Annotated in this window: 29 protein-coding genes and 2 pseudogenes; 3 read left to right on the top strand and 28 right to left on the bottom strand. The window is 35.6% G+C overall.

Annotated elements, in window-relative coordinates; translation table 11 throughout:
• Window positions 1-6: 6 nt before the first annotated feature.
• From HPY74_03530 to metG, 9 genes and pseudogenes are all read right to left on the bottom strand, one after another.
• Complete coding sequence (locus HPY74_03530; protein ID NSW89749.1) at window positions 7-906, bottom strand: DUF2156 domain-containing protein; 900 nt, start codon at window positions 904-906, stop codon at window positions 7-9.
• Window positions 907-1000: 94 nt separating this feature from the next.
• On the bottom strand, window positions 1001-1492 hold the full coding sequence (dut, locus tag HPY74_03525; GenBank protein ID NSW89748.1) for a dUTP diphosphatase: 492 nt from the start codon (window positions 1490-1492) through the stop codon (window positions 1001-1003).
• Window positions 1493-1512: 20 nt separating this feature from the next.
• On the bottom strand, window positions 1513-1920 hold the full coding sequence (locus tag HPY74_03520) for a cell division protein ZapA (GenBank protein NSW89747.1): 408 nt from the start codon (window positions 1918-1920) through the stop codon (window positions 1513-1515).
• Between the two features lie 136 nt (window positions 1921-2056).
• A complete protein-coding gene (locus tag HPY74_03515) occupies window positions 2057-3169 on the bottom strand; it encodes a hypothetical protein (protein NSW89746.1) in 1113 nt (370 codons plus the stop codon).
• 169 nt (window positions 3170-3338) lie between these two features.
• Entirely contained in the window at window positions 3339-4253 is a 915-nt protein-coding gene (gene rsmA, locus HPY74_03510) for a 16S rRNA (adenine(1518)-N(6)/adenine(1519)-N(6))-dimethyltransferase RsmA (protein NSW89745.1), read from the bottom strand.
• A 55-nt stretch (window positions 4254-4308) separates the two neighbouring features.
• On the bottom strand, window positions 4309-5370 hold the full coding sequence (locus HPY74_03505) for a DUF348 domain-containing protein (GenBank protein NSW89744.1): 1062 nt from the start codon (window positions 5368-5370) through the stop codon (window positions 4309-4311).
• 230 nt (window positions 5371-5600) lie between these two features.
• Window positions 5601-6323: a hypothetical protein gene (locus HPY74_03500; GenBank protein ID NSW89743.1), complete on the bottom strand. Its 723-nt coding sequence runs from the start codon at window positions 6321-6323 to the stop codon at window positions 5601-5603.
• Complete coding sequence (locus tag HPY74_03495; protein ID NSW89742.1) at window positions 6320-7105, bottom strand: TatD family hydrolase; 786 nt, start codon at window positions 7103-7105, stop codon at window positions 6320-6322. Before HPY74_03495 ends, HPY74_03500 begins: the two co-directional genes overlap by 4 nt.
• 105 nt (window positions 7106-7210) lie before the next feature.
• Window positions 7211-8782, bottom strand: a pseudogene (gene metG, locus HPY74_03490) (methionine--tRNA ligase).
• A gap of 183 nt (window positions 8783-8965) precedes the next feature.
• On the opposite strand from metG, the gene HPY74_03485 reads away from it, so the two are divergent.
• Complete coding sequence (locus HPY74_03485; GenBank protein ID NSW89741.1) at window positions 8966-10033, top strand: DUF2600 family protein; 1068 nt, start codon at window positions 8966-8968, stop codon at window positions 10031-10033.
• A gap of 9 nt (window positions 10034-10042) precedes the next feature.
• Here the strand turns inward: HPY74_03485 and HPY74_03480 are convergent, their stop codons facing one another.
• Window positions 10043-10582 (bottom strand): spore maturation protein, encoded by a 540-nt coding sequence (locus HPY74_03480; protein ID NSW89740.1) that lies wholly within the window; start codon window positions 10580-10582, stop codon window positions 10043-10045.
• 54 nt (window positions 10583-10636) lie between these two features.
• Window positions 10637-11221: a nucleoside recognition protein gene (locus tag HPY74_03475; protein NSW89739.1), complete on the bottom strand. Its 585-nt coding sequence runs from the start codon at window positions 11219-11221 to the stop codon at window positions 10637-10639.
• 392 nt (window positions 11222-11613) lie between these two features.
• Between HPY74_03475 and HPY74_03470 the strand changes: the two genes are divergently transcribed.
• Window positions 11614-11853, top strand: coding sequence for an AbrB/MazE/SpoVT family DNA-binding domain-containing protein (locus tag HPY74_03470; protein NSW89738.1), 240 nt, complete (start codon window positions 11614-11616; stop codon window positions 11851-11853).
• An 84-nt stretch (window positions 11854-11937) separates the two neighbouring features.
• On the opposite strand, the gene rsmI is transcribed toward HPY74_03470, so the two are convergent.
• From rsmI to folP, 17 genes and pseudogenes are all read right to left on the bottom strand, one after another.
• Window positions 11938-12792: a 16S rRNA (cytidine(1402)-2'-O)-methyltransferase gene (gene rsmI, locus HPY74_03465; GenBank protein ID NSW89737.1), complete on the bottom strand. Its 855-nt coding sequence runs from the start codon at window positions 12790-12792 to the stop codon at window positions 11938-11940.
• A gap of 66 nt (window positions 12793-12858) precedes the next feature.
• Window positions 12859-13599, bottom strand: coding sequence for a tRNA1(Val) (adenine(37)-N6)-methyltransferase (locus tag HPY74_03460; GenBank protein NSW89736.1), 741 nt, complete (start codon window positions 13597-13599; stop codon window positions 12859-12861).
• A gap of 89 nt (window positions 13600-13688) precedes the next feature.
• Entirely contained in the window at window positions 13689-13859 is a 171-nt protein-coding gene (locus HPY74_03455; GenBank protein NSW89735.1) for a 4Fe-4S binding protein, read from the bottom strand.
• A 117-nt stretch (window positions 13860-13976) separates the two neighbouring features.
• The gene (locus tag HPY74_03450) at window positions 13977-14849 is read right to left on the bottom strand and encodes a stage 0 sporulation family protein (GenBank protein ID NSW89734.1); all 873 of its coding nucleotides are present in this window, start codon (window positions 14847-14849) and stop codon (window positions 13977-13979) included.
• Between the two features lie 6 nt (window positions 14850-14855).
• Entirely contained in the window at window positions 14856-15839 is a 984-nt protein-coding gene (locus HPY74_03445) for a DNA polymerase III subunit delta' (protein ID NSW89733.1), read from the bottom strand.
• 60 nt (window positions 15840-15899) lie between these two features.
• Window positions 15900-16352, bottom strand: coding sequence for a YaaR family protein (locus tag HPY74_03440; protein ID NSW89732.1), 453 nt, complete (start codon window positions 16350-16352; stop codon window positions 15900-15902).
• Between the two features lie 26 nt (window positions 16353-16378).
• Window positions 16379-16708, bottom strand: coding sequence for a cyclic-di-AMP receptor (locus HPY74_03435; GenBank protein ID NSW89731.1), 330 nt, complete (start codon window positions 16706-16708; stop codon window positions 16379-16381).
• Between the two features lie 57 nt (window positions 16709-16765).
• A complete protein-coding gene (locus tag HPY74_03430; GenBank protein ID NSW89730.1) occupies window positions 16766-17386 on the bottom strand; it encodes a dTMP kinase in 621 nt (206 codons plus the stop codon).
• 31 nt (window positions 17387-17417) lie between these two features.
• Window positions 17418-18932 (bottom strand): annotated as a pseudogene (locus tag HPY74_03425) (aminotransferase class I/II-fold pyridoxal phosphate-dependent enzyme).
• Between the two features lie 30 nt (window positions 18933-18962).
• Window positions 18963-19730 (bottom strand): type III pantothenate kinase, encoded by a 768-nt coding sequence (locus HPY74_03420; GenBank protein ID NSW89729.1) that lies wholly within the window; start codon window positions 19728-19730, stop codon window positions 18963-18965.
• Window positions 19731-19775: 45 nt separating this feature from the next.
• On the bottom strand, window positions 19776-20129 hold the full coding sequence (locus HPY74_03415) for a hypothetical protein (GenBank protein ID NSW89728.1): 354 nt from the start codon (window positions 20127-20129) through the stop codon (window positions 19776-19778).
• Window positions 20130-20145: 16 nt separating this feature from the next.
• Window positions 20146-20991 (bottom strand): amidohydrolase family protein, encoded by an 846-nt coding sequence (locus HPY74_03410; GenBank protein ID NSW89727.1) that lies wholly within the window; start codon window positions 20989-20991, stop codon window positions 20146-20148.
• A gap of 35 nt (window positions 20992-21026) precedes the next feature.
• On the bottom strand, window positions 21027-21866 hold the full coding sequence (locus HPY74_03405; GenBank protein NSW89726.1) for a biotin--[acetyl-CoA-carboxylase] ligase: 840 nt from the start codon (window positions 21864-21866) through the stop codon (window positions 21027-21029).
• A gap of 20 nt (window positions 21867-21886) precedes the next feature.
• On the bottom strand, window positions 21887-22522 hold the full coding sequence (locus HPY74_03400) for a hypothetical protein (protein NSW89725.1): 636 nt from the start codon (window positions 22520-22522) through the stop codon (window positions 21887-21889).
• Between the two features lie 277 nt (window positions 22523-22799).
• Window positions 22800-23309 carry a 2-amino-4-hydroxy-6-hydroxymethyldihydropteridine diphosphokinase gene (gene folK, locus HPY74_03395; protein ID NSW89724.1) on the bottom strand — a complete coding sequence of 170 codons (510 nt, stop codon included), beginning with the start codon at window positions 23307-23309 and terminating at the stop codon, window positions 22800-22802.
• 90 nt (window positions 23310-23399) lie between these two features.
• On the bottom strand, window positions 23400-23768 hold the full coding sequence (gene folB / locus HPY74_03390) for a dihydroneopterin aldolase (GenBank protein ID NSW89723.1): 369 nt from the start codon (window positions 23766-23768) through the stop codon (window positions 23400-23402).
• Between the two features lie 72 nt (window positions 23769-23840).
• Window positions 23841-24683: a dihydropteroate synthase gene (gene folP / locus HPY74_03385; protein NSW89722.1), complete on the bottom strand. Its 843-nt coding sequence runs from the start codon at window positions 24681-24683 to the stop codon at window positions 23841-23843.
• Window positions 24684-24999: 316 nt separating this feature from the next.
• Between folP and HPY74_03380 the strand changes: the two genes are divergently transcribed.
• Entirely contained in the window at window positions 25000-26376 is a 1377-nt protein-coding gene (locus tag HPY74_03380; GenBank protein ID NSW89721.1) for a hypothetical protein, read from the top strand.
• Window positions 26377-26457 lie beyond the last annotated feature (81 nt).

The raw sequence follows: 26457 nt of genomic DNA, 5'->3' as shown, positions 1-26457 counted from the left end.
ATAATATTACAATAAATTCACAATAAATTTCTTTTCCAATTTTACAGGATTATATGCCTTCTTGGCTTTTCTCAAACCTTTTATGCCCATATCTTCCTGCATGTTTACAAACTTCACATCGCTGAAATATTTCTCTACAAAGGTTTTATTTATAAAAGAATATATACCGTTATAGGATAGGTCTCCCTTTTCAAAATGAATAACACCCATATTGCTATTTACCTTTTCACCGGCAGTAAAACCTGCAAGATGCCCATCAACATAGACAGCCATTCCCTTTATACCCAACAGACCTGATTTTGGCAAAACTTCTTCTATGCTTTCCAGTTCATATCTAAGAAGGCAATCATTATTCCCTCTTTCATGAAACCATGTTCCGGAAAACTTAATACAATCTTCTATTACTTTAGAGTCGTTAAAATCTTTAATCTCATATTTGTAATTATTTATAAACTGGTTGTACTGGTTCTTCTTGCGGTGGAATTTTTTGCCTGATAATAAAATCAGGTCTTCACTGTTACATATATAATCAAAGTTGTTGATATCCTCGCAAAAACATATTTTCCCTTCAAAAATATCTAAAAGCTCATATAAAAATGGTATTTCAATGTCCCTGAACAAATTTTTAAAATTTTCGTCATTCTTTCTGATGCTATTAAGCTTTAATACAATGCTCTTCAAACTTTCTTTTCTATAACCAACAGGCTGCATAAAGTAAGTACCGGTTTTTTTAGTGGACTTTTTAATTATTAAGGCATCGTCAATTATACCGAATTCTACATTAAGCATTTTCCGCCATATATAAAGTGTCAAAAAAGAATACTCATAAGTATTGAATCTGTAATCTCCAAGGTATCTTTGAAAAATATCCCTGTCATCAAGTTCCAGCTTTTTAAAATCCGTCATTTACCCCACCCTTGTAAAAATCAAACTGCTTCTGTAGTTATACCCATTTTATCAGTTAACTTAACGAGAAAATCAGTAATATGTCCTGCGCCTTTCAAATTCCCGTAGAACCAAAACCTCCGCCCCTATCGCTACCTATATATTTTACAGAATCAACAACGGTAAACTTTATTTTAGGTACTCTCTGTAACACTATTTGTGCTATCCTGTCACCCTTTTTTATTTTATAAGCACCCATTTTATTGCCTTCACTTTCAAGGGTAAAAATTTCATTATTACTGCAGTTAATATCGGAAGAATTATTCATAATAATACCAAGCTCATCCCTGTAACCACTATCGATTGTTCCGGGAGAATTAACAATTCTCAAAGGAGTTCTAAAAGAAATTCCGCTCCTTGGCCTTACCTGTATTTCATAACCTTCGGGTATTGCCATTTTTATTCCTGTAGGTACGATTACTGTTTCTCCAGGCTTGATTATAATATCTTCAGCTGCAAAAACATCCATTCCTGCATCACCAGGTTTTGCATATTCCGGTAATACAGCTCCCTCCCTGCATATTTCGACAAATACTTCAACATCCATTATTATATATCCCCCTTTTTTCATTTATTCCGGGTCAATTTCTCAAGAGAATTTCTTACTTCCCTCAACTCTGTTTCTGTTTTAACTAACTTAAGCTGCAGGTTATTATTCAAATTAACAAGGTCCAAATTTTCTTTTTTTAGGCGTTCATTTTCAGCTTTCATAAGCTGTAGTTCTTCCCTGAGCTTATTTATTTCATTTATAAGTTTTGCCCCGTTTTCCTGGGCCTTTATATAATCATCAGCAACATTTAAGGCTGTCAGGACGGCCGCCATATTAGTACTTAATTTGCTGTTATTCTTCATAATTTCGCTCATTTTTTTATCTACATACAACCCCAATTTATGCATATATTCTTCGGATTCTGCTCCGCGAATAGCATAATCCATACCCGCAATCCTTAATACTACCCTGTTTTTAGCCGTCACTGAAATCAACCTCCATACTATATTAATACTTGTTAATTTATTTGTTAGTTATTATTTCTGTACAAACGATATTTTTATATAGATATTATACTATAATTCTTCATAAAATGCATTTTTATTATTTTTTTTTGTTATTTTAATGATTCACCTTTAAAAATTCGCCTGTAGCAGGGTCAATATAAGCAATCCAATAACCAAACGCACCGTATTTGGGTGTATTCCCCTCAACCTGTATCCATCTGCACAAATCTCCCAAAGGGCTTTCATCTACATTATAAGTGCCGGGTATACCATATACAATATACTCTTTGCCTTTTTTCCTGCTGGTGTATATTCCTGCAATTAAATACCTGTATTTATAATATGCCATAATTATTAAGGGGTTAAATATTTTAGGTATCTGAATATTGCAGTAGTACAACACATTGCTTAAATGAACCGGGCTGCTGACTTTCCACCATTTATAGTCCTGTCTTTTGGTGTTGAAGGGGTCACACCTTTTAAATACTTTGTCAAGGCAATTTACCAACAGCTCTATATCCGGGGATTGACGGGTACAATACCGGCAATTTGCATCAGAAACTACTCCCGGTATATTTTCATTATATGAGTATTTGCTTTCAGTTTCTTGCCTGGTTTTTTCTTCGGTTTCGGTTTCAATTACTTCTTCTCGCTTCATTTCAGGTTTTTCTCCGGTTTTTTCTTCAATTTTTCCTTCAAGGTTTTCTTGTTCCTTCTCTTTTACTTCTCCGGTTTTTATTTCTTCTCCAATTTTTATTTTTCTTTCTGTTTTCAAAATCTCCGTAAGGTTCTGAGTATAATTACTAAAAGCTTCAGTCCATTTTATTTTTTTACCTTTATACACAACCAAGGGACATTTTATAACTATTCTTTCCGCATCCTTACGCTCCAATATAACTGCTGCTATGTTAAAATCATTAATTTGCAATTTTGTATCCTCTACATTAAGAGGATCAAACTCCCCTGTAATTTCTCCTCTTCCATTTTTAACAGGTATTGTACCCATACAGGCAGGACATATTTCTCCTTCATGGTACCTTATTAAATATAATTTGTAATTATTATATTCATCGCTATCTTTTAAATCCTGTACCATAGCCGAAAGCCTTCCTTTTCCTTCTCTGACTTCCAGCCTTACATACCCTGCAGGGGGTTTATCCTTTCCAAACCCCCTGTCTTCTTCATTAAGCATTAGAATTACACTATTAAACCTCAAGCTATTAACCACTTGCTCTTCCTCCCATATCCAGTTAAGGCTTGCACAGGCCAAGCCTTTGGCCAAGCCTTTAAGTTTTCTACTTCCTAGTACTATATATATGAATACGGGAGAAAAAATAAACCGCCATTTTAACTGGGGGCGCATTTTCTATGTATGACCCATTATAATGACAGAAACATTAAATATTTAAAGTATTTAATTTTCGAGAAATTACATTTGACATTTGCGCGAATTGAATTAGTGATAAGTTCTCTCCTCTCATGTTTTCATTTATTTCCAGACTTTTCAGTATAGATTTGATTTCTTCTTTACTAAGAGAAAATATATTTGCATTAAATAAAGCATTTAGCAAAGTTTTCCTTCTTTGACCAAAGGATGCCCTTACAATTTTAAAAAACAAATCTTTGTCAACAACGTGTACAGGAGGTATTTTATTTATGATTAATCTTATAACTGATGAATAAACTTTTGGCCTGGGCAGGAAACAAAAAGGCGGGACGTCAAATAGTATTTCAGGCTGTGAATAATACTGTACTGCTATAGACAAAGAGCCGTAATCCTTTGTCCCGGGTTTAGCAAGAATCCTGTCCGCCACTTCCTTCTGAACCATAAAAATAATTTCATCAATTCCAGGTTCTTCTTCCAATAGTTTCATTATAATAGGAGTAGTTATATAGTAGGGAAGATTTCCCACTACTTTAATACAAGCAGGAATAAACACGTCCCCTTTAGTAATTCCATTTGCTTCGTGGGCTGTCCCACATACCTTGCGAATTATATCATTCTTAATATCAAGTTTTAATACATCTTTATTGATAATTACTACATTTTTATAATCCTTTAAAATTCCCTCAAGTGCTGAAACCAAGTGTTTATCTATCTCTATAGCTACCAGCCTTCCAGCCTTGGCTGCAAGCTCTTTTGATAAAACTCCAAGGCCGGCGCCGATTTCAATTACAAGGTCATCCTTTTGCACAGCGGAAGCCTCGGTTATTTTAGCTTTGACCTCTTTGCTAACAAGAAAATTCTGGCCCCATGACTTAGAAGGCCTGATATTATATTTTTCCATAAGTCTCCTGATGTCCTTTTCCATTTCATTCCTCATAACCAGATGCTCATTCAGTTAAATGTCCCCTTACCTTAAGGACCTACTCCGATAATATATACACTCTGACTTTCTTTATGCCCCATCCATCGGCTTCTTCCTGTGTTTCAAAATACAAATCAATTAAATTTCCTTTAATGGCGCCGCCAATATCTGCCGCCAATGCAAATCCATAGTCCGGAGTTTTACCCACACCTTCAACATAAACCCTTGACCCTAATGGAATTACCTTGGGATCTACAGCTATAATCCCTCTTTTTGCCTTTATTCCCGTATAAGTTATTCCAAAATGCGGATGGTCGGGATTTTTTCCGGTATCCTTGTATGAAGAAGTATATGCGGTTGCACGCATATCAAGGACTTTGCTATAACGGAAAGTTTCGCCTCTTGCGGTTGTGTATTTAGCAATAGTGCCATATTCAACTAATTTGTTAACAGGTGCAGAGGCTATGGTTTCTTTAACTAATTCTTTGGTTTTTAATACTCCATCTTCATATACAACCCTGTAGAGTAATTCACGTATTCCCTCTTTTCCCTCTCTTACTGTCTTCTCAACACCCTGGTCCAATCTTTGGTTGGGTCTTCTTTCAACTATGTAAGAAATAGGTTCTTTTTCAATAATAAGGTCTTCTTTAATTCTTACAATTTTTACATTCATACCCGGGAAAACCGGTTGGTCAATTCCTGCGCCTTCTATCCTGTCACTCTCATTGACCTCGATCTGATTTTCTTCCAAAACTTCTCTTAAAGTGGTATTATGGGTTAATATCTCCAACTTTGCACCATCTACATTAACACATATGGGTATAGCTCTCTTAATAAATACTGTATTTGTTTTCTCTGTAAGTAGTTTTTCTTCAGGAGAGGGATAAATATAATCCTCACATCTTATGTTTATACCATTCTGTTCCAAGGCATCCCCAACAGTCAGTTTTTTGGTTTTAAGGGTAATTATGCTTCCATTGTCGTTAATAACTACTTCCCTTAAAGGCAAAGTTAATGCTTCCATTCCTCCCAGCATTGTAACAATTACTGTAAACAAAATAATCATTGCAACTTTTATAAAAAAGTATTTGTTTATATTGCCATTACCAAAATACTCCATTTTCAACAGCCCTCCTTTCTTGTAGCTGTAGTTATTCTATTCAAAATATCATTTTTTGTCAAATTTTTTTACAGTATACACCAGTTTATATAAATTATATACCATAAACTGTTTCTTTATTCAAATGAATACTTAAATGACATCAAATCATGTTAAATTCAGGTGCATTCATCCTTTAACAAAACAAAATTAAAGGCAGATTGTTTGTGAAATCTGCCTCTTTTTAATCTCTACTTAACTTCCATAATACTTGATATGTGCCATTTTTTTTCTTTAGTGTTATACTGCAATGCAAATATTTTCTTATTAACCCCTTCTACAAACAGCATATTGCTTTTACCGTCACCTTCGGCCAACTTTACATCCAATTCAACAACGAAAAATATATCTCCTTCCTGCAATATGTCTCCTTCCGGTTGTTTTTCAATACCCTGGGTATAAAGATCAATTGACTTAATTTTTACGCTTTTAATTTTATCCTTGTACTTGTTCGTAAAATCAGTAAGACTTTCCTTTTCATCTTCTTTCCCTATATACCAGGTACGGTATGCCGACTCGTAATCACCGGCATTAATATATTCCGCCCATTTTTTTATAGGAGTTTCAACAAGACCGGGTTGGACGTTTTTGTAAAGATAGTTTATAACTTCATTTTTATGTGTAATTGTCTTATTAGCCTTGAGATAATCTTGGTTTAGTTGCTCCAAATCTTTCTTTAAAAGGGAATTTTCTTCATCCAGTTTATTAATATTATCGTTTCTCAATTTCAGAGTGTTTTCCATGTTTTCCAATTGCCTGTTAAGGGCATTAATAGTTATTGAATTACTGGCATTTATATCCTGAAGATTTTTGATATCCTTCTCCCTGTTTTCTCTCTCCCATAATAAGTAGTTGAACCCAACAAACACCACAATAACCAGAGAGAAAAACATAATTAATACAAATTTTTTCATTTATTCACCTCCGGGGGGCCTACCCCGAATAATCTCCTTGCATTCCCCATTGTTATTTCAGCTGTTTCTTCAAAAGTCATGCCTTTGATTTCGGCAACTTTTTCAACAATATATTTTAAATAACCGGAATCATTTCTTTTCCCCCTATAAGGCTCAGGAGTTAAATAAGGGCAATCAGTCTCAACCAGGAGCCTGTCATCAGGAACATATTTAAGTACCTCTAACACTCTCCTTGCATTTTTAAAAGTAACCGGTCCGCCAACAGAAATATAAAAATTATTATTTAATACTTCCCGTGCCATTTCAACGCTACCTGAAAAACAATGGAATACTCCGCCCACTTCCTTTGCATTTTCTCCCTTTATTATTCTCAATATATCTTCATGAGAATCCCTATTATGGACTATTATCGGCAAAGAGAGCTCTTTTGCCACACTAATCTGTTCTGCAAAACATCTTATTTGAACTTCCCTTGGTGTAAAATCATAATAATAGTCCAAACCGATTTCTCCTATTGCCACAACCTTATCACAAGCTGCCCACTCATACAGAGAAGGTATTATGTTACTGCATACTTCTTCTGCATTATGGGGATGTATACCTATAGCAGCATATACATATGGGTATTTTTGGGCCAATTCCACGCTCACCCTTACCGATTTCACATCGGAAGATGCATTTATGATGTATGATACACCCTCTTGATGTACCTTTTCTATAACTTCATACCTGTCTTTATCAAATCTTTCATCATCATAGTGCGCATGTGTATCAAAAAGCATTTTTTCTCCTAAAGTTAAGAAATCATATATATATTATACATTATTTTTATTCGTTAGGCAATGCATCGGTTCACGGTTTCAGGGCGCATTTTCAAATTTTCCCGAAGCAATATTCTCCAGTTCTTCCAATTCCTTTTTAATGTCAATTCTAGGGAATATTAATTCGCCTTTCTTAACCCTTGCATCTTCAGGATACATGCCCCACCTGCCTGCGCTCTCCCATGAAATTAAAGGAGAGTTTTCTTCCAGGCCAAGCTGGTTCCATATCTTTTTAGGCGTTTCTGGCATAAAAGGCTGAATTAATATCGAAATAATCCTTATGCTTTCCGCCAGGTTATATAAAACTGCCGCCAATCTTCCTCTTTTTGAATCATCTTTTGCCAGAGTCCAGGGCATGGTTTCATCAATATATTTGTTTGTCCTGGATATAGCCTTCCATATTTCAGCAAGGGCAGAACTAAACTGCAATTTATCCAATAGCTCTTCAACTCTTCCGGGAGTTTCAAATAAAACAGCTTTCAAATCTTCATCAAATTCTCCTACTGTCCTTTCTGTGGAGATAGTCCCAGCGAAATATTTATCTATCATGGCTACAGTCCTGCTCACCAGGTTGCCCAGGTCATTAGCCAAATCCGAATTTATCCTGTTAATTAACGCCTCATTGGAAAACACTCCATCTGAGCCGAAAGGCACTTCCCTCAATAGAAAATATCTTACTGCATCAATTCCGTATTTTTTCACCAAGATTACAGGATCCACTACATTGCCTTTGGATTTTGACATTTTGCCTCCCTCAAGAAGTAGCCATCCATGGCCGAAAACCTGCTTGGGCAAGGGTTCTCCCAGGGCCATTAACATCGCTGGCCATATTATTGTATGAAAACGTACTATTTCCTTGCCTACCAAGTGCACATCCGCAGGCCAGTATTTCCTGTAGTCTGAATCGTCTTCCGACATGTAGCCAAGAGCAGTTATATAATTTGAAAGGGCATCAATCCATACATATATTATATGCTTTTCATCAAATGTTACAGGAATACCCCAATTAAAAGTAGTCCTGGAAACACAAAGGTCTTCAAGGCCCGGCCGCAAAAAGTTGTTGAGCATTTCATTCTGCCTTGAAACAGGCTGTATAAACTCAGGATTTTCCTCAATATGTTTTATTAACCTGTCTTGATACTTTGATAATCTAAAGAAATAGCTTTCCTCTTTTGTAAGTTCTACTTCTCTTCTACAATCAGGGCATTTCCCGTCTACTAACTGGGTTTCAGTCCAAAATGATTCGCAGGGAGTACAATACCAGCCTTCGTACTCGCTTTTATAAATATCTCCCTGGTCATAAAGCTTTTTAAATATTTTTTGTACAGCTTCTTCATGGTACTTATCCGTAGTCCGGATAAAACGGTCATTGGTTATCTTCATTACTTTCCATAACTCTTTAATTCCTGCCACTATATTATCAACATATTCTTTTGGTGAAACTCCTTTTTCCTCGGCCTTTCTTTGTATTTTTTGTCCATGTTCATCAGTGCCGGTAAGAAACATTACATCATAACCTTTCAATCTTTTATACCTCGCAATAGTATCTGCAGCCACTGTTGTATAGGAGTGTCCTATATGAAGCCTGTCGCTGGGATAGTATATTGGCGTAGTAATATAATATGTCTTTTTTTCCATACAATAAAGCCTCCTCTTAGTATTACTTATTAATTACTATACCTTCGGAAAAGAAATTTTTCAAGGAAAATATTCAAATTAACATCTTCCTAGAAAGACATATTTCCTACTGTCTGGAAATATATTGATTATTATAACATATAATGGTAATATTTTTTAGAATTGTAAGAAGATCTAAAGGGGATGATCAAAATTACTACTAATTCTTTTTATGCTTTCTATCTATTATTAAATTATGTTTTTAAAGTTCTTCCTGAAGCAAAAAAGCAAAAAAGGTACTGGCGGGACATATTGAAGGAATCCATGAATGAAGAAGATTTGTCCTATCTTTTATCAGTCTGCTTTAATATACGCAATAGTTTCATATACTATTTATACCCACTCTATCCGAAAGCAAATATCAAAATCGCCGTAAGCTTTATTTCATCCTTCTGCATGCTGGCAAACTATTTGGAGAGATTATGTATTCAAGGCAGGATAAAAGATGAAGCCGCATTACGTCAATTGTATCTTTCAATGCTTGATGCAGTAAATCCCGACAAGGAAATCAATAACTACTGCAAATATTTACAGTATAAAAGTATGGAAAATACTCTCAAACTCTTTGTTGAAACCTGCAGAAACCAACTTATTAAACTTCCGTCTTACAAAATTGTTCTGGAACATGTGAAAAAATATATTTATTTATATTCAGATCTTAATATATATAAATTTGTCTCCGATGAAAAAACCCGGGATAATTACCTGTTAACCTGGGCAGGTTATTATATCAACCAATATCCGCTAATATCACCATGGGAATTTTCTGCATCGGCAAATTCAATTTTATGCATCCTTGCATTATTTTCTTCTGCCTTTGACCCCTCTCTTGACATAAATACGGTCAAAGATATTGATTCGGTATATTTCCCATGGATATGCGGGCTTAATATCCTGTTAAGGGATTGCTTATATTACCATCGGAAAATACTTGAAGATATAGGGACAGAAAATTTTAATTTTACCCATAATTATAGTAATCTCAAGCAATGCGAGGAAAGACTTAAGTTTTTCTTAGACTATTCCTTTGAAACCTGCTTACAATTAAATTTTCCCAACTTCCATCAATCCATTATAAAATGGATGTTCGCAATGTGTTTATCTGATCCCAGGGCCCAGCTTGGCCTTAACAAGATAGCAAGCCGTAACCTGTTGAAAAACAGGGACAAGTCTTGTTACAGATTATGCAAGCTGTTAGGTATTATTTTGTAAGCAAAGAGTTCAAGTAGAATTATGAAAAATCAATGTACATATCCATACTGATGTAAGAACTCCTGCTATATCAGCGATTAATGCCGCTGCAAGTGTATATCTGATATTCTTGATTCCAACAGATCCACAGTAAATTGTCAACGTATAAAATATAGTCTCGGTAGATCCCATTATGGTAGATACAAGCCTTCCTATAAAAGAATCAGGCCCATAAACATTTATAATATCCGACACCAATGCAAGGGAAGCACTTCCTGATATGGGCCTTAATAATATTAAAGGTAATACCTCCGGCGGTATATTAAAAAGGGATGTTATTGGCTTTGCAATGTAAACTATAAGCTCCATAGCTCCGGATGCCCTAAATACTCCAACAGCTGTAAAAAGGCCTACCAATGAAGGAATTATCCTCAACATAGTTGCAATTCCTTCCTTTGCACCTTCAATAAAGATATCAAAAACCTTAACATCCCTATATAGTCCTATGCACAATATAACCAGAAATGTAATTGGTATGGCATAATCGGCTAGCAATATAATAATCTTCACTTCTTATGTTACCTCTTTCTTTATAATACCTCTTGATATTACCTTTATTATTAATTATCTCTTTCTTCCGACATAAGAAAACACTTTCAATGATATTATGCCTGCAATTGCAGCAAAAGCAGAAGCTACCCAAATTGTGCTTATTATTTCCACAGGATTTGTGGAGCCTGCCTGAGAACGTATAGCAATTACTGATGTAGGTATTAATTGTAAAGACGCAGTATTTAAAACCAAGAACATGGCAATTTCATTAGATGCCGTTTGTTTTAAAGGGTTCAATTTTTGGAGTTCCGTCATTGCCTTTAATCCTAGAGGTGTGGCTGCATTTCCAAGCCCTAATATGTTAGCTGCAAGGTTCATCACTATTGCTCCCATAGCAGGATGATTCCTGGGAATTTTGGGAAATAAGAACTTAAGGAGTGGCTTTACAATTGAAGCAATATTTTTTACAAGTCCGCTTTTTTCAGCTATTTCCATTAAACCTGACCACAGGCACATAATTCCAAGTAAATTAATGCTAAGTTTAATAGCATCTCCTGCAGATTCTATTACTGCATTTGTAACTTCATTTATTCTTCCATTCATTATTCCAACAATAAAACCAAATGTAATCATTCCAAACCATATATAATTCAACATAAAGAACCCTTCCCCATGTTTTACAATAATTTATATGTCAGTTTGCATGAATCTATTACCCGAGAATTTTATATCCTATGATAATTTATTACTACGTCACATATCGTTGCTATTAGCAATTTTGTACTATTATAATAATATGACCATAAATTGAGTATTTTGGAAGAAAAATATTTTTAAACAAATTTTAATATATTAGTAATAAAATTATTAAATCTCCTGTAATATAATTAATTACAGTATTTCACGCCGTATAGTTTGCAGCACCCAAAATATTTTATAACAAATTTTTGAATTTTTTTAATTTTATTCTTGACGATTATTGGTATATATGGTACTATTAAGTTACAGAAGTTTGTCGAATACTGTAATTTTAGAGGAGGAAGTGAACTATGAAATCAACAGGTATTGTAAGAAAAGTTGACGAATTGGGAAGAGTTGTACTTCCAATTGAGTTAAGGAGAACTCTCGACATCGCAGAAAAGGATGCACTGGAAATATACGTTGACGGGGCAACAATTATACTTAAAAAGTATGAACCGGCATGTATATTCTGCGGCGATGCGAAAGACGTTATTTCTTACAAAGGCAAAAACATTTGCCAGGTTTGTATGAAAGAATTAAAGGGTTAAGTTTGCCCTCAAGTTTTTTGTAAAGATAAAGGTTTAGTGTTAACACACTAACCCTTTATCTTTTGTTTGCTTTTTTCTTTTTGTTTAGTTAAATTCTTTAGTTAAACTTTTATAAACATCTCTCCTTGTTACGCCCCTGTCTTCCGCAACTTTTCTCATTGCCTCCTTTTTATCCAGACCCTGCTTTATATAAATATCAACATGTTCTCCAATGCTTATTTCATTCCATTTTTCTCTTTTTTTCGTTAGAATGTCTTTTTCTGATGCACCTTCCAATACCAGGACAAATTCTCCTTTAGGCACTTCCGTTTCAAATTTTTCTATTGCTTCCGACAGGTTGCACCTAATAATTTCTTCAAATTTCTTAGTCAGCTCTCTTGCTAATACAATTTTTCTTTCGCCGAGGAAGTTATAAAGATCTCTTAGTGTATATATAAGTTTATGGGGTGCTTCATAGAATATTATGGTCCTTGTCTCATTTTTTAAAGATAGTATTCTTTCTTTACGGGCTCTTTTGTTAATAGGCAGAAAACCCTCAAAAATAAACCTGCCTGTAGAAAGTCCCGATAATACCAGGCCTGTAATCGCAGCAATAGGTCCGGGTACCATGGTTACATTAATCCCATTGTCAACAGCAAGCTTTACAAGATCCTCCCCGGGATCGGATATGCCAGGTGAACCTGCATCAGATACCAAAGCTACATCCTTGCCTTGAAGAAGCTCATTTATAATAAAGATTCCTTTATCGGCCTTATTATACTCATAATAACTTGTTATTGGTTTTTTTATTTCATAATGATTAAGCAACTTCAATGTCTGTCTTGTATCTTCTGCAGCAATCAAGTCCACTTCCTTAAGAACTCTCAATGCTCTTAAAGTTATATCTTCCAAATTCCCTATAGGCGTTGCTACAAGATATAGTGTCCCTTTTTTATCCAAATCCTTTTTATCCGGGCAGCATTTCTCCAAAGTTTTTTCACCTCTTACTTACGTCTTTGTATTTTCTCACTTACGTCCATATATTTTATTAATCTCTTCAGAATACACTCCAGGGGAATCATATATATATAAAGGTTCTATCATTTTTAACTGGGGATTTCCTCCTCTTGTCCCTTTAACTAAAAAAATATTTGCTTTTTTGTAAACCGATGGGTGTATAAATCTTATGTATTTTGGTTCAATAGAGTATGTCCTCATTAAAAAAAGAACATCCACCAATCTCTCGGTCCTATGGACCATGGCTAGTTGTCCTCCGGGAACAAGAAGTTTGCTACTCACTGAAATTATATCTTCAAGGGTGCAGGTTATTTCATGCCTTGATATAGCCTTTGAATCTGCAGGATTTGTCAGTCCATCACCGCGTGCCATATACGGGGGATTGGTGACAATCACGTTGAATCCGGAAGGACCAAAATATTCCAGGCCATTTTTGATATCACCCTGAATTATTTTTACCCTATCTTGGAGATTATTTAATACGACACTTCTTTCTGCCATTTCTGCCATTTCTTTTTGAATTTCCAGTCCAAATATGGTTTTAGCCTCTGTTTTTCCTGCAATCAGTATACTTATTATTCCCGTACCCGCTCCAATATCCAATACAATATCACCCTTTTTAACATCGGCAAAATTCGCCAGTAATACCGCATCCATACCAAAACGGAATCCCTCTTTTTTTTGTATCAACATAAGGCCTTTATATTGCAAATCATCTATGGTTTCATTTTCTTTTAAGTCTACAGACATATTAACTCCCCATTCCGTAAAAAAATCAAGCAAGGTGTATATCATTTCCGACCCCGCTTGATTTCAAATATTACATTCAATACTTATTTTTATCTCTGTTGAGGAGCATCAACAGGACAAACATCTGCACATGAACCACATTCTATGCAAGCATCTTCATCAATAACATACTTTCCATCACCTTCCGAAATGCATGATACAGGGCATTCCGATTCACAGGCTCCACAGCTTATACACTCGTCTGTAATATAATATGACACTCAAAAAACACCCCCTAATTTTATATAAAAACAGGGTAAATTTAATAATTTTACATATTAAATTAATAAATTTACCGAACTAATTATAATATATACAAGGGAGTGTTGCAACATATTTTAATCCTCCAACTCTTTTAATGCTTCCAAGTCTATATCCAAATCTTCCTGCTGACCGGCAACATCCTTTATTACTTTAATTTTATCTACATTAAATATTTTAAGGTCAGGTTCATTTTCATTATCCAGTTTGACCTTTACTGTCTCTTTGAGGATATTTGTTTCCATGACCACCCCCTGGCCTTCGGGTGTACTTACTACGGCACCAACTTTAGGCATTTTCTTCAAAACTTCCTCATAAGCTTCATGCTCATATTTTAAACAACACATGAGTCTTCCGCAACAACCCGATATTTTTGCAGGATTTAAGGATAGCCCCTGTTCTTTAGCCATTTTTATTGATACAGGTTGGAATTCACATAAAAAACCTTTACAGCACAGTACCCGTCCACATATACCAACGCCTCCCATCATCTTGGTTTCATCTCTTACTCCTATCTGCCTTAATTCTATCCTGGTCCTGAAAATTGCCGCCAAATCCTTTACCAGTTCCCTAAAGTCAATTCTACCGTCAGCAGTAAAATAGAATAGTATCTTATTATTATCAAACGTATATTCTACATCTATAAGTTTCATTTCAAGGTTATGCTCTTTAATTTTCTTGAGGCATATATCAAATGCCTCTTTTTCCTTTTCCACATTTTCTTCATGATGTTTAACATCTTCTTCTGTGGCTATTCTTATAACCTTCTTTAAAGGTGCCACAATTTCTTCCTCATTTACTTCCCTGTTCGGCAGTACCACCTTTCCCATTTCAATTCCTCTTGCAGTCTCAACTATTACGCAGGTACCTTCATCAATATCCATGTTATCCGGATCAAAATAGTATATCTTTCCTGCTTTTTTAAATCTTACTCCAACAACTTTTACCACGTATATCTAATCCTCCTGAAGCCTAATAATCATTGTTTCAATAGCCAGTTGAAAATTGGCATTCTGCTTTATACTACGACGCGTAAATTCAACTATTTCAATGTTTTTAAGCAGTTTCTCCAAAGTAAACTTTTCGGCCATACTTATAATTTTATTTTTTTTATCTGAATTAATCAACATGTTTTCTTTTCCACCTGCTAAAGATACAACTAAATCCCTATAAGTCAAAAGCATTATATCCAACACCTTATCTATACTGTCTTTATTCTCCATATAAAACCCGCATATCTCAAAGAATTTTTCCTGGCCTTCGGTAGCCAACCTTAAAAGGATATCAACAGTTTTTTCCCTCAAAGGTATAAATTCGTCTGATAAGGCGAGATCCAATGCTGTACCAATAATCCCGTCAGCATATTGTATTATAAAATCCAGCTCATCTCCACTTTTACAAATTTTAGACTCGAGCACTTGCCGTACTTCTTCATTTGTATTTTTTACAAAAGCGTACTTTGTACACCTGGAACAAACCGTGTCCAACAATGCATTATAATTTGAAGTAGTGAGAATAATAACCCCATACGCCGGAGGTTCTTCCAATGTTTTAAGCAGGCAGTTTTGGGCCTGTACTGTCATTTTCTCTCCATCAACAATTAAATATACCTTCCTGTTTGAATATAAGGGTTTTACAGCAATGTCATTTTGCATATTCCGGATATCATCAACCGCTATACTTGTACCTCTACTCTCTATTATATAAAAATCAGGGTTGGTATTTCCTGTAAATAATCTACAGGATAAGCACTTCCCACAACCTCCGTCCTCTCCTGGGCGGCTACACAAAAGCATATAAGCAAAAGCCTTTGCAACAGTCTTTTTGCCTATACCTTTAGGACCGCTGAATATATATGCATGTCTAACTTCATTTTGTTTTATTGAGCTTTTAAGTCTGCCAACAATTTCCTTTTGTCCCGTAATACTACTAAAATCTATAATGCTGTTGAAATTCATAAAAATTGGCTTTCTCCTAATAAATTTGTTTTTTCCCTTTTATTACATCAACAAATCCAATATAAGCCCCTTAATATCATCAAGTCGCTGTAACACTTTTAAATTACCTTTTTGGTTGTCCAAAACATCTTCTGCCAAACTATCAAGCTGTCGGTTAATCTTTTTAATAATAGAATAAACCCGGTATCTACCCCTTCTGTCAAGTATACTTTGTTTTGAAAACTTATGAGAGTTGCCGAGAAACTCATTTAGGAATTCTGAAACAAGTTTTTTATAGACTATTAATTCTTTAATATCCATCCTTTTCTCAATTTTTTTACCCTGTTCAAATATTTGGCAGGCCAATTGGTCTAACCTTCCTTTATAATTTCCATATTCCGCTTGGTGCAACTGGCCTTGGAAACCTAAATCTTTAGTTTCCATACTTTTCCTATCTTCACTTTGGTTAATTCCGATTATCTTTGGCCGATTACCCAAAGATTCTTGAATTTTCAAGGCACTCACCCCCGACAAGCTGTAACTTACGCCTTTTCAAACCTTTCAACGTTAAGGACAAAAATTGTAGCTCCTCCTACAATAACTTCAACGGGGTAAGGCATAAACATCCCTCCCATATTGTTGGGTATCATTGTTGAATTGATTGCCTGTTTCCTGCTCTTTGATTTTTGTTTTATTATCTTGATAACACTATCCAGCTTTTCTTCAGTTACTCCTACTAAGAGCGTGGTGTTGCCGGCCCTTAAAAAACCTCCTGATGAACAAAGCTTGGTAACACTAAAACCATTCCTGTTCAATTCATCCATAACTTTTGGGCCGTCCTCATCATGGACAATAGCAAATACAAGTTTCATTTGACAACCTCCCCTTTTTCACTATTTTTATTGTTACAATATTTTATTGTAGAAATATTATAATAGTTTATCAAGCCATTCCTTTACATCTTTGAATATCTCGTCCTTACCTCTTTCTGCATTTATTGTTTTTATCCTCTCAGGGTATGATGCGGCAAGAATCTTATACCCCTCATAAACCTTCATATGAAATCCTATATTTTCTTGTTCAATCCTGTCAGGTCCTGAAGATGCGAATCTTCTCTTTAGGGCAGCTTCCGGAGAAAGGTCAAAGAAAAAGGTCAAATCCGGCATTATTCCATGTAATGCTATATTATTAACTTTAGCTATATAATCTAAATTTATCCCTCGTCCATATCCCTGGTAGGCAAAACTTGAATCAATAAACCTGTCACATATAACTATTTTCCCCGATTTTAACGCAGGCTTAATTACCTCATATACAAGCTGTGCTCTGGAAGAAGCATACAACAACATTTCAGTTATTTCTCCCATTCCTGTATTTTGCGGGTCAAGAATTATTGAACGTATTTTTTCGCTAATTTCCGTTCCTCCAGGCTCTCTTGTAACTATTACATTATATCCCTTCTCTTCCAGGTAATCCCTTATAAGGTTAATCTGTGTAGACTTCCCTGAACCATCGGTACCCTCCACACTAATAAATATTCCCTTTCTCATAACTAAATCCCCTTAAATAAATTATACCATATTATTCAATTATATCTACAAAAAAATTTTTATCTACACCATTAACAGTACCGCCCCATTCAATCACATTGTAAATATATTCAACAACTTCTTCCGTAATAATCTCTCCAGGACAAATAACCGGCACTCCAGGAGGATACGGCACAATAAAATCTCTACTTGCCTTTCCTATTGAATCTTTGAGTACTGCAGTTCTTCCTCGGGTTTTACCAATATCACAAAGCCGAATCCCCTGTTTAGGTATGGGAAGTCCTTTAAAATCTTCAAAGTTTTTGAAATCTATAAAATTTTTAAAATCTTTTAATCCTTTTAAGACTGAAGGCAATTCACTCAAAGCGCGGTATAGTGTCTCAAAATCTTCTCTTCTGTCAGATATAGTAGATATACACACAATATTAAATATGTCGGCCATCTCAACCTGTATTCGGAATTTTTTCCTAAGTATATGTGATACTGTATAACCTGCCATTTCTAAATTTCTCGAATTTAATACCAACCTTGTTTTATCCAGAAATTTTTTCCCAATTATCTTTTCTTCATTTTCTTTTACCCTGTTCTTCATTCCGCAAACATTATTATTCCGGACTTTATTACCATGACCAATATGATTCTCTGCAAGAGGTACAAAACTACCCAAATTATTAGCAGAATGCCTTAACCATTCTGAATTTTTTATCACTTCTTCCAATAGTTGTTCTCCAAAACATTCCATAATCTCCCTGGCAATATCTAAAGACGCCATAATAATATATGAGGGACTTGTAGTCTGGAGTAATCTTAAGTTAAATTCGAGCCTTTCAATATCCACCATACTGGATTTTACATGAAGATATGCACCTTGTGTAAGGGCAGGCAGGGTTTTATGGGCACTTTGTATACAAATATCCGCCCCTGCTTGAACAGCACTTGGAGGAAGAGTCTTGTTAAACTTAAGATGGGCGCCGTGAGCTTCATCTACAATAAGGATTTTTCCATATGAATGGGTTATCTCTGCTATTTGCCTTATATCAGAGCAAATGCCGTAGTAATTTGGCCTAGTTACCAGGACTGCCGCCACATCGGGGTCATCTTCCAACGCTTTTTCTAATTTCTCCGGGTCCAATATAGTAGGTATTCCAAAAAAATTGTCAAATTCTGTATTAATGTATACAGGATCTGCCCCTGCAAGCATCATACCCCCTATAACCGACCGGTGGCAATCCCTTGTTACAAGTATTCTGTCTCCCGGCCTGCAAACAGACATTATTGAAGCATGTATTCCGCAAGAAGAACCGTTTACTAAAAAAAAGGTTTTTTCTGCTTCAAAAGCCTTTGCAGCTAAAATTTGCGCCTCCTTTATTACCCCCTCCGGGAAATGCAGGTTATCTGTGTTGGGTAGCTCAGTTATATCGAACTTGGCAAGGTTCTTTATAAACTCATCAGGAAAACCCTTTCCCATTTTATGTCCAGGCATATGAAAAGGTATAATATTTTCTCCTGCATAGTTTTTTACTGCTTTATATATAGGTGCGTTAAGACGTAAATTGTTTTTGTTCAAATTCCACCTCTATCTATTCTTTTCGTAAATTATCCTTAAGCCTTCAAGAGTAAGCAACCCATTTACCTGATTTATTGTCTCGGATTCTGTAGCTATAAGGCCGGCCAGGCCTCCTGTTGCTATAACCTTTACACCGGGTTCCTTAATTTCATCTTTCATTCGCTTTACAATATAATCCACTTGCCCCACATAGCCGTAAAAAATCCCCGACTGCATTGCAGCAACCGTATTCTTACCTATAATACTCTGTGTCTTTACTATATCAATTTTAGGTAATTTAGAAGTCCTATGGAATAAAGCTTCAGCAGAAATCTTAATCCCAGGGCATATAGCACCGCCCAAATATTCGCCCTTTGATGTTACAACGCAAAAAGTAGTAGCTGTCCCAAAATCTACAATGATAACAGGTCCCCCATATATTTCATAGGCGGCAACAGCATTCACTATTCTATCTGCTCCTAATTCACGGGGGTCATCCAGTTTTATATTAATCCCTGTTTTTATACCCGGGCCTACAAATAAAGGTTCTACTTTTAAATATCTTAAAATTGCATTTTCAATAGTATTATTAATAGGAGGTACCACAGATGCTACAACAGCAGCCTTAATTTTATAAACATCAATTTTTTCATAATTTAGAAGTTCTAAAATCAATATACCATACTCGTCGGAAGTTTTTTCCCTGTTCGTACCCAATCTCCAATGAAATAACAGGCCTTCCTTACCATATACTCCCATAACAATATTCGTATTACCTATATCCATAACAAACAGCATATCTAAGTTCCCTCCGTGACAGACTCATTTATTTGTACAGCTTTTCTATAGTCCTAATTTTAAACTTCTTATCTCATTAATTTCAAGCCTTATTTCTTTTTCGATTCTGATAATATCCTCTTTTATATCATTTATAGTTTCATCAGCTTTTGACTTTTTTTCATGCTTTGAATTGGCACAGTCTGCAAGAGACCGACTTCTCCCCTTATTCTTACTATAAATATTATAATTATTTCCTTTGCGCTGATTTTGCTCTCGATTTTGTCTTTGATTATAATTTTCATTATTATTGTTATCGTAATCGCTTCTTTTTTTTGCAGGTATTTGGCCGTACTCCTGTTTTTTTGTCATTAATTTCACCCTTTCTTCTTTTATTTCTTCTTTTAAGTTGTTATCCAAACGACTCACTGAATTCCTAATGATTCACTGAATGACCCAGTAGTCTGCAAGCATTTCCACCCAGAATAGCATCCCTGATATTATCCTCAAGGCCTAATTTTCTAAACCTGTCAACTTCCTCTTTTTGAAGGGCCCACGGCGCATCAGTTGCAAATAGTATCTTTTCATAACCATGGTTGGCAATTATTTTTTTCGCCTGAATATCATTCATCCACCCAATACCATACGAAGTGTCAAAATATATATCTTCTCCCATAAGATATTTTTCAACATCATCCCAGCATTTGAAACCACCCATATGGGCTGCAATTATTTTACCTCCGGGGCAAGCTCTTAAAACATTCAATAATCTCTTCGGAGTACAATGGTATGGTTCTGGAAGGCCTATGTCAAGCCCTGCATGAAATAGCAAAATAAGGTCCAATTTGAATATCTCCTCATATATAGGGAGCATTCTTTTTTCATCAACAAAAAACTCCTGGTAATCCGGGTGGTACTTTAAACCTCTTAACCCTAAATCTTTTATTCTTTTAAGTTCGTCCTTCCAGTCGCTGTAGTCAGGATGAATGCTTCCAAACGCAACAATCCTTGCGTTTTGCATTTCTACATTTTGCGCTTCTCCATTTTGTACAGCATTATTCTGTATAGCTGCCGACCAGTCATTAATTGCTTTAGTCTGAGCGGGTTTAGTTGCAATAGATTGGATTACCGCGCAATCTATGCGTGCTTCACTCATTGAACATTTTAGTCCACTCAAGGTACCATCATAGCTGGCAGCAATTCCGGCCCTTTCTTCCAGTTTAGGAATTGCTCTTTTCGCCAGGTCATCCGGGAAACAATGTACATGAAAATCCACTATCATTATTTTTACTCCTGTCTTGTTGAAATTTTTTATTATTATTGCATTGAATATTCGTCCAGACCTCTAATTGAGACTTCTCCGGACACTAATTTGTGTATAGCTCCGTCGGCAGCCTTAATAACTAATTTTCCGTCATCAGTAATATCTTCCACCCTGCCTGTGTATTCATTATTACCGGAAATTACCCTGATTTCCTTTCCCAGCACTATGGAAAATTCCCTCCATTTGTTTATAATCTCCCTTGTTTCTCCTTTCTTAATAAGATTATATACTTTTTCCATCTCAACCAATATGCCTTTTATTATATCTCTTCTTTTCAACTGTGTATCAGGCATTCCGGCAATTTCCCTGTAACTTTTCAAGGATATTGCCTTTCCCCTTAAACCTTCTTGAAAATCCCCAACATCCTGATTTACATTAACCCCTATCCCAACTATAACATAGTTTACTTTATCCTGCTCAGAATTCATTTCTGTCAATATTCCGCAAACTTTTTTCCCTTCCAGGATTATATCATTAGGCCACTTTATCCCTCCACGCACTCCGACAGTATGCATTATACCCGATACAACCGCCACAGAAGCTGCTAGTGTAATAATCTGTACCTTGGACGGCTCAATTAAAGGCTTTAAAACTATTGACATCCATATGCCTTTTTTATCAGGAGAATCCCACGATTTCCCTAACCTACCCTTCCCTGCCGTCTGCATATCTGCAACAACCACCGTTCCGTCTTGACAACCTCCGGAAGCAATTTGTTTTGCATAGTTGTTTGTAGAATCTACGCTCTTTAAATAATAAACTTCTCTACCCAGAATCCGGGTATTCAAATTATGCCTTATTTCATACTCGTTAAGTATATCCGGAACATCCATACCCTACTCCTTATTTCCCTTCATAAACTTATACCCCTTATCATTTCTGGTATTTTAATTGTAATAGCCCTTCCCTGTACTTTATCTATAAATATTGCTATTTTTTTCTCCCTGTCTTCAATTTTATCAATTTTTTGAAATTCTGCAAGCTTAGAATAGAAATAATAAAGAACGGTGTCTTCAAAATCAATATATCTTTCTTTATTCATTTCAATAAGATTGTCTATATAAAGTTCTTCAGAACTGTTAATCAACACAGGAGAATCTTTAATTTTGTTCATTATCCTTACCTGTCCTGCAATGACGGTAGTGGTAACAAGACATTCAGGCAATCTATGAAAGCCAAACAAATATTTTTCAATAGGTACTATTGAGGCAGTGTAAAGGTCCATAACCTCCGGTATATTAATGCCTGTGTCATACAGATATTTATCTGCTACATAGCAATAATTAGAAGGCACTTCCAGTTTGATACACTTTAAATTATTATTATTAAATTTTTCTATATCGTCTTTTGGATTTAAAAGGGCAGCTATACACTTCTTTTTAACTCCATTAATAAGCACTTCCTTGTCATACCATCTTGACAGCTTCAAACCGCACTCTACCACGTATTCAGCTTTATCCGCCGGTATATAATAATAAACCTCCGCCACAAAATCCCCCCTTTCATCTTATTAACATTCATGACCTCCAGTCACAAATATCAATGAAAAGCGTCAGAAGCGAGCAGTGCTAGGAAGCCTTGGTCACTCATAGGGGGGCATTCCCCCCTGCATGACGGATGCTTCGCATCCTGTCACCCCCCTTTTTGGTAGCAGGGTTTCACGGGTCTCCTCACGGGTCCCTTAATAGCATATGTGGGTATATGTGAGGATTTTTGCGCCCGAAGTCTGACAACGCAATGCGACGCTTATCACGCTTTTCATCTTATTAACAGGAATAATAAGGCCTTACTCCATCTTTATCATTACATGCATCTATATATCTGTCAATATTTATTCCGTATATTTCCATATCCGGTTCTATATCTTTTAAGGGTATTAATACAAACGCACGTTTCAACAATTCAGGATGAGGTATTTTCAATTCCGGAAGGTTAAGAGTTATTTTATCATAAAGCAAAATATCCAGGTCAATAGTTCTCGGCCCCCAATGTATTATTCTTTTTCTTTTAAGCATACCCTCTATTTCCTGTAGTTTTTTCAAAAGTTCCAGGGGGCTTAAGCCGGTTTCAATCAAAATAACCATATTCAAAAACTTTTCCTGTAACAAATATCCTACAGGTTCAGTTTCATATATTCCGGAAGATTTAATTAGCCTGGTATTATTTAAAGCTGAAACGGCTTTAACTGCCTTCATAAGATTTTCATAACGATTTCCCATATTCGAACCCAATCCAATATAAGCTTTAGCTAATTCAATATGAGCTTTGGAATCCATTTTTCCCTCCCCGTTTCAATTTTGTGCAAATTTTATTCTTCATCCCTGTTTCTTGTAAATCTTACTATACTATTTTGGTATTTCGGCATCTTAAACCCTTTCCCTGTGTAAGTGTACCTCTACACCTACCCAACCAAATTCTCCTTCTATGGGTGCCTCAGGCTTTCTTGCACATATTTTAACACTATCTACCCTATTGTATTTTTGCAATATGGCTTTACCTATAGTTTTAGCCAATTTCTCTATAAGTTGGAACTTATTACTTTGCACAATATCTCTAACCAAATTATAAACTTCAGAGTAATCTACCGTATCCTCAAGACTATCTGAATCTCCCGCTTTTCCCAAATCTGTATACATCTCTACATCAATACAGAAAAGCTGGCCTTCCTTCTGCTCCCGCGGCAAAACTCCATGATACCCATAGATTTTCATATTTTTAATAATTATCTTATCCATTCTCACTTCCCGCCTCTCACTCCTCACCTCTTACTCTTTACCTCCAACCTCCCACTTCTAACCTCTCACCTCTCACTTCTCACCTCTAATCTCCCACTCCTCACCTCTAACTATGGCATCAGCTACTCTAGCAACCCTTGCCATCTCCTTCACGTCATGTACCCGTACAATATCGACTCCTCCGGCAATCCCAAGAGCAGTAGCGGCAGCAGTACCTTCTACTCTTTCATTAACAGGTAAATTGAGTATTTGGCCTATAAAGGACTTCCTGGATGCTCCAAGGAGTACCGGAAACCCTAAATCCTTTAACTCACCAAGCCTCTTCATAACCTCTAGGTTGTGTTGAAAAGTCTTCCCAAATCCTATACCGGGGTCAATGATAATACTATTGCGTCCTATTCCGGACTTTAAGGCAATATCAATGCTTTTCTTCAAAAACTGCTTAATTTCCCCCAGTAAATCATCGTATACCTTATCAACCTTATTGTGCATTACTATAACCCCTGCATTGTATTTAGCCGCAATTTCGGCCATTAAAGGATCTCCTTGCAGTCCCCATATATCGTTAATAATGTGGGTCCCTACCTGAAGGGCCTTCTCCGCCACAACCGCTTTGCTTGTGTCAACCGATATGGGCACACCCAGCTCTTTTACAAGCAATTCTAGAACAGGCAATACTCTCTTTAATTCTTCCTCTGCCTCTACGGCTTTAAACCCCGGCCTTGTAGATTCTCCGCCAATATCAATTATATCTGCCCCTTCTTCTACCATTTCCCTCGCTTTTTTAACGGCAGCCTCAACTGTAGTATATTTACCTCCATCAGAAAAAGAATCGGGAGTAACATTAAGTATTCCCATAATATAAGTTTTGCTACCTAATGGCAATTTGTAACCTCTACATTCAAAGTATTGCATGATATCGTCACCATCCTTCTACCTACCTGTTGTTACAGATGATTGTTCAGCGGTAAATTTTATATTATTATAATACCATATGTGGCTAACTTAAGCCAATACTTGTAAAACCAAATTAACGATAGATTTCTTGTTTTATGCGCATTGGTAAAACTTTGTTTAATTTTGCTAAAAAAGCAGTAAAAAATTTATTTTCATTTTACGTAGAAAAAAAATTTACTCATAGATAGAATTTATATGTAGATAATAGTATAATAAAATAACAAATCTGACAAATCATATTATAAATTTTACAAATTTGCATGGGGTTGTTGACATGGTAAATATATTTAAATTAAACACGACAGAGCTTGAAGCATTAGTGCAGTATAAGGAAGTTCTCGAAGAAGGAGAAAGCTTCCCAAAGGATTTTTGGACAAAAGAAAAAGAACAGGTAAAAGGTATAAAAGTGAAGTGTCGCGTCCTTACCCGTTATTGTTTTGAAAATCTTGCCGGGCTTGAAGTTACCAACTTGCCCAACTACAATTTGAAACAGTTAAAATCCATTTTGATTAAATACAAACTATTTGGTATGGTTCAAAGGGTTTTTAATCATGATGTTTTAGCTGTTTTAAAAAATGCCTACCCGGAGGAATTCAGAACAAGAAAACTAAAAGAATGGATGTGGAGCAAGCATGGTATATGGCATGACGATAACGCAATAATTGAAGCTGTACAAGATATGGTGAGAAAGGAAGGAATAAGACGGATTGAGGACATACCTACTCTTAATTGGAAAGACAGGCTGCTAAAACATGGGATATACAATGTATTATCATATTTCAATTGGTCTATTTATTCTCTTTTTAACTTTGTATACCCAAATAAATTCCACCCCACCGACTTCAAATATAAAATAAAGTGGGCTGCAGCCGATTCATTGGACAATGCATTCTATTTCATGCATAAAATATTTAGAAAGAAAAAATATAGTCTGGAAGATATTTTGCTTCTTAATACCTCGGATTTCCGTAAACTTGGACTTGCCGGCATGCTCGTATCGGTATTCAATTCTTCTACTTTAAAGGCCAAGGAATATTATCTGTATAAAACTTTAGGCGATAAAGAACATCAAAAAGAATTAAGAGAAGATATCAGAGAATTGAAGAAGAAAATTTATGATGAAAATATTAAGAAAAAATTAAGTAAAGTTGCAGTAGGAGGGTACATATACAATCTTCACAGTAACACTACTTTATATAATTATATAAAACGTCACGCCAGAAAGCATAATATGTCCATAAACGATTTTATATCAAGCTATGGATTTATATATAAAAGTGCAAAGAAAGATATTAAGAAGATTAACAAAGAGGACATTTGGAATTTAAGAAAACAGGGGCTTACCTATGTCCAAATAGCCCAGAAGCTTGGTAGTAATCCTACAACAATTACGGAAATGTGTGTAAAGTATTTTGGTGGAGATCCGTTAATTCCAAGGCCTATTGAGGACTATATAACAGTCCAGGAATTAATGAACAAATACAGGGTGGACCATAAAACAGTAATGAAAATAGTGTACGAAAACGGTTTCGAGAACCACACAACCATACGTTTCAGATATCTTAAAAAGTCGGAAATAGAGCCTGCTCTTGAAAAATACACAAAAACAAGTAAACATCATCAATTTATGATAAAAAGGTATGCAAATTAAGTTGATGTCCATGGTTTAAATAGTTTATTAAAATCGAAAAGCCCTCGAAAAAATGAGAGGGCGCATTTTATTTTTTTAATA

Source organism: Bacillota bacterium (genome assembly GCA_013314855.1).
Classification (GTDB): domain Bacteria; phylum Bacillota; class Clostridia; order Acetivibrionales; family DUMC01; genus Ch48.
The sequence above is the reverse complement of the archived record's forward strand: the minus strand, read 5'-3'. Positions and strand labels throughout refer to the sequence as shown.

What these genes read in the sequence shown, in the direction of transcription:
- HPY74_03530 (NSW89749.1), bottom strand. Translation starts at nt 906, where the DNA reads ATGACGGATTTTAAAAAGCTGGAACTTGATGACAGGGATATTTTTCAA.
- dut (NSW89748.1), bottom strand. Translation starts at nt 1,492, where the DNA reads ATGGATGTTGAAGTATTTGTCGAAATATGCAGGGAGGGAGCTGTATTA.
- rsmA (NSW89745.1), bottom strand. Translation starts at nt 4,253, where the DNA reads ATGGAAAAGGACATCAGGAGACTTATGGAAAAATATAATATCAGGCCT.
- HPY74_03505 (NSW89744.1), bottom strand. Translation starts at nt 5,370, where the DNA reads ATGGAGTATTTTGGTAATGGCAATATAAACAAATACTTTTTTATAAAA.
- HPY74_03500 (NSW89743.1), bottom strand. Translation starts at nt 6,323, where the DNA reads ATGAAAAAATTTGTATTAATTATGTTTTTCTCTCTGGTTATTGTGGTG.
- HPY74_03495 (NSW89742.1), bottom strand. Translation starts at nt 7,105, where the DNA reads ATGCTTTTTGATACACATGCGCACTATGATGATGAAAGATTTGATAAA.
- HPY74_03485 (NSW89741.1), top strand. Translation starts at nt 8,966, where the DNA reads ATGATCAAAATTACTACTAATTCTTTTTATGCTTTCTATCTATTATTA.
- HPY74_03475 (NSW89739.1), bottom strand. Translation starts at nt 11,221, where the DNA reads ATGTTGAATTATATATGGTTTGGAATGATTACATTTGGTTTTATTGTT.
- HPY74_03470 (NSW89738.1), top strand. Translation starts at nt 11,614, where the DNA reads ATGAAATCAACAGGTATTGTAAGAAAAGTTGACGAATTGGGAAGAGTT.
- HPY74_03460 (NSW89736.1), bottom strand. Translation starts at nt 13,599, where the DNA reads ATGTCTGTAGACTTAAAAGAAAATGAAACCATAGATGATTTGCAATAT.
- HPY74_03435 (NSW89731.1), bottom strand. Translation starts at nt 16,708, where the DNA reads ATGAAACTTGTATTTGCTATTGTCCATGATGAGGACGGCCCAAAAGTT.
- HPY74_03430 (NSW89730.1), bottom strand. Translation starts at nt 17,386, where the DNA reads ATGAGAAAGGGAATATTTATTAGTGTGGAGGGTACCGATGGTTCAGGG.
- HPY74_03420 (NSW89729.1), bottom strand. Translation starts at nt 19,730, where the DNA reads ATGCTGTTTGTTATGGATATAGGTAATACGAATATTGTTATGGGAGTA.
- HPY74_03410 (NSW89727.1), bottom strand. Translation starts at nt 20,991, where the DNA reads ATGATAGTGGATTTTCATGTACATTGTTTCCCGGATGACCTGGCGAAA.
- HPY74_03405 (NSW89726.1), bottom strand. Translation starts at nt 21,866, where the DNA reads ATGGATGTTCCGGATATACTTAACGAGTATGAAATAAGGCATAATTTG.
- folK (NSW89724.1), bottom strand. Translation starts at nt 23,309, where the DNA reads ATGGATTCCAAAGCTCATATTGAATTAGCTAAAGCTTATATTGGATTG.
- folB (NSW89723.1), bottom strand. Translation starts at nt 23,768, where the DNA reads ATGGATAAGATAATTATTAAAAATATGAAAATCTATGGGTATCATGGA.
- folP (NSW89722.1), bottom strand. Translation starts at nt 24,683, where the DNA reads ATGCAATACTTTGAATGTAGAGGTTACAAATTGCCATTAGGTAGCAAA.
- HPY74_03380 (NSW89721.1), top strand. Translation starts at nt 25,000, where the DNA reads ATGGTAAATATATTTAAATTAAACACGACAGAGCTTGAAGCATTAGTG.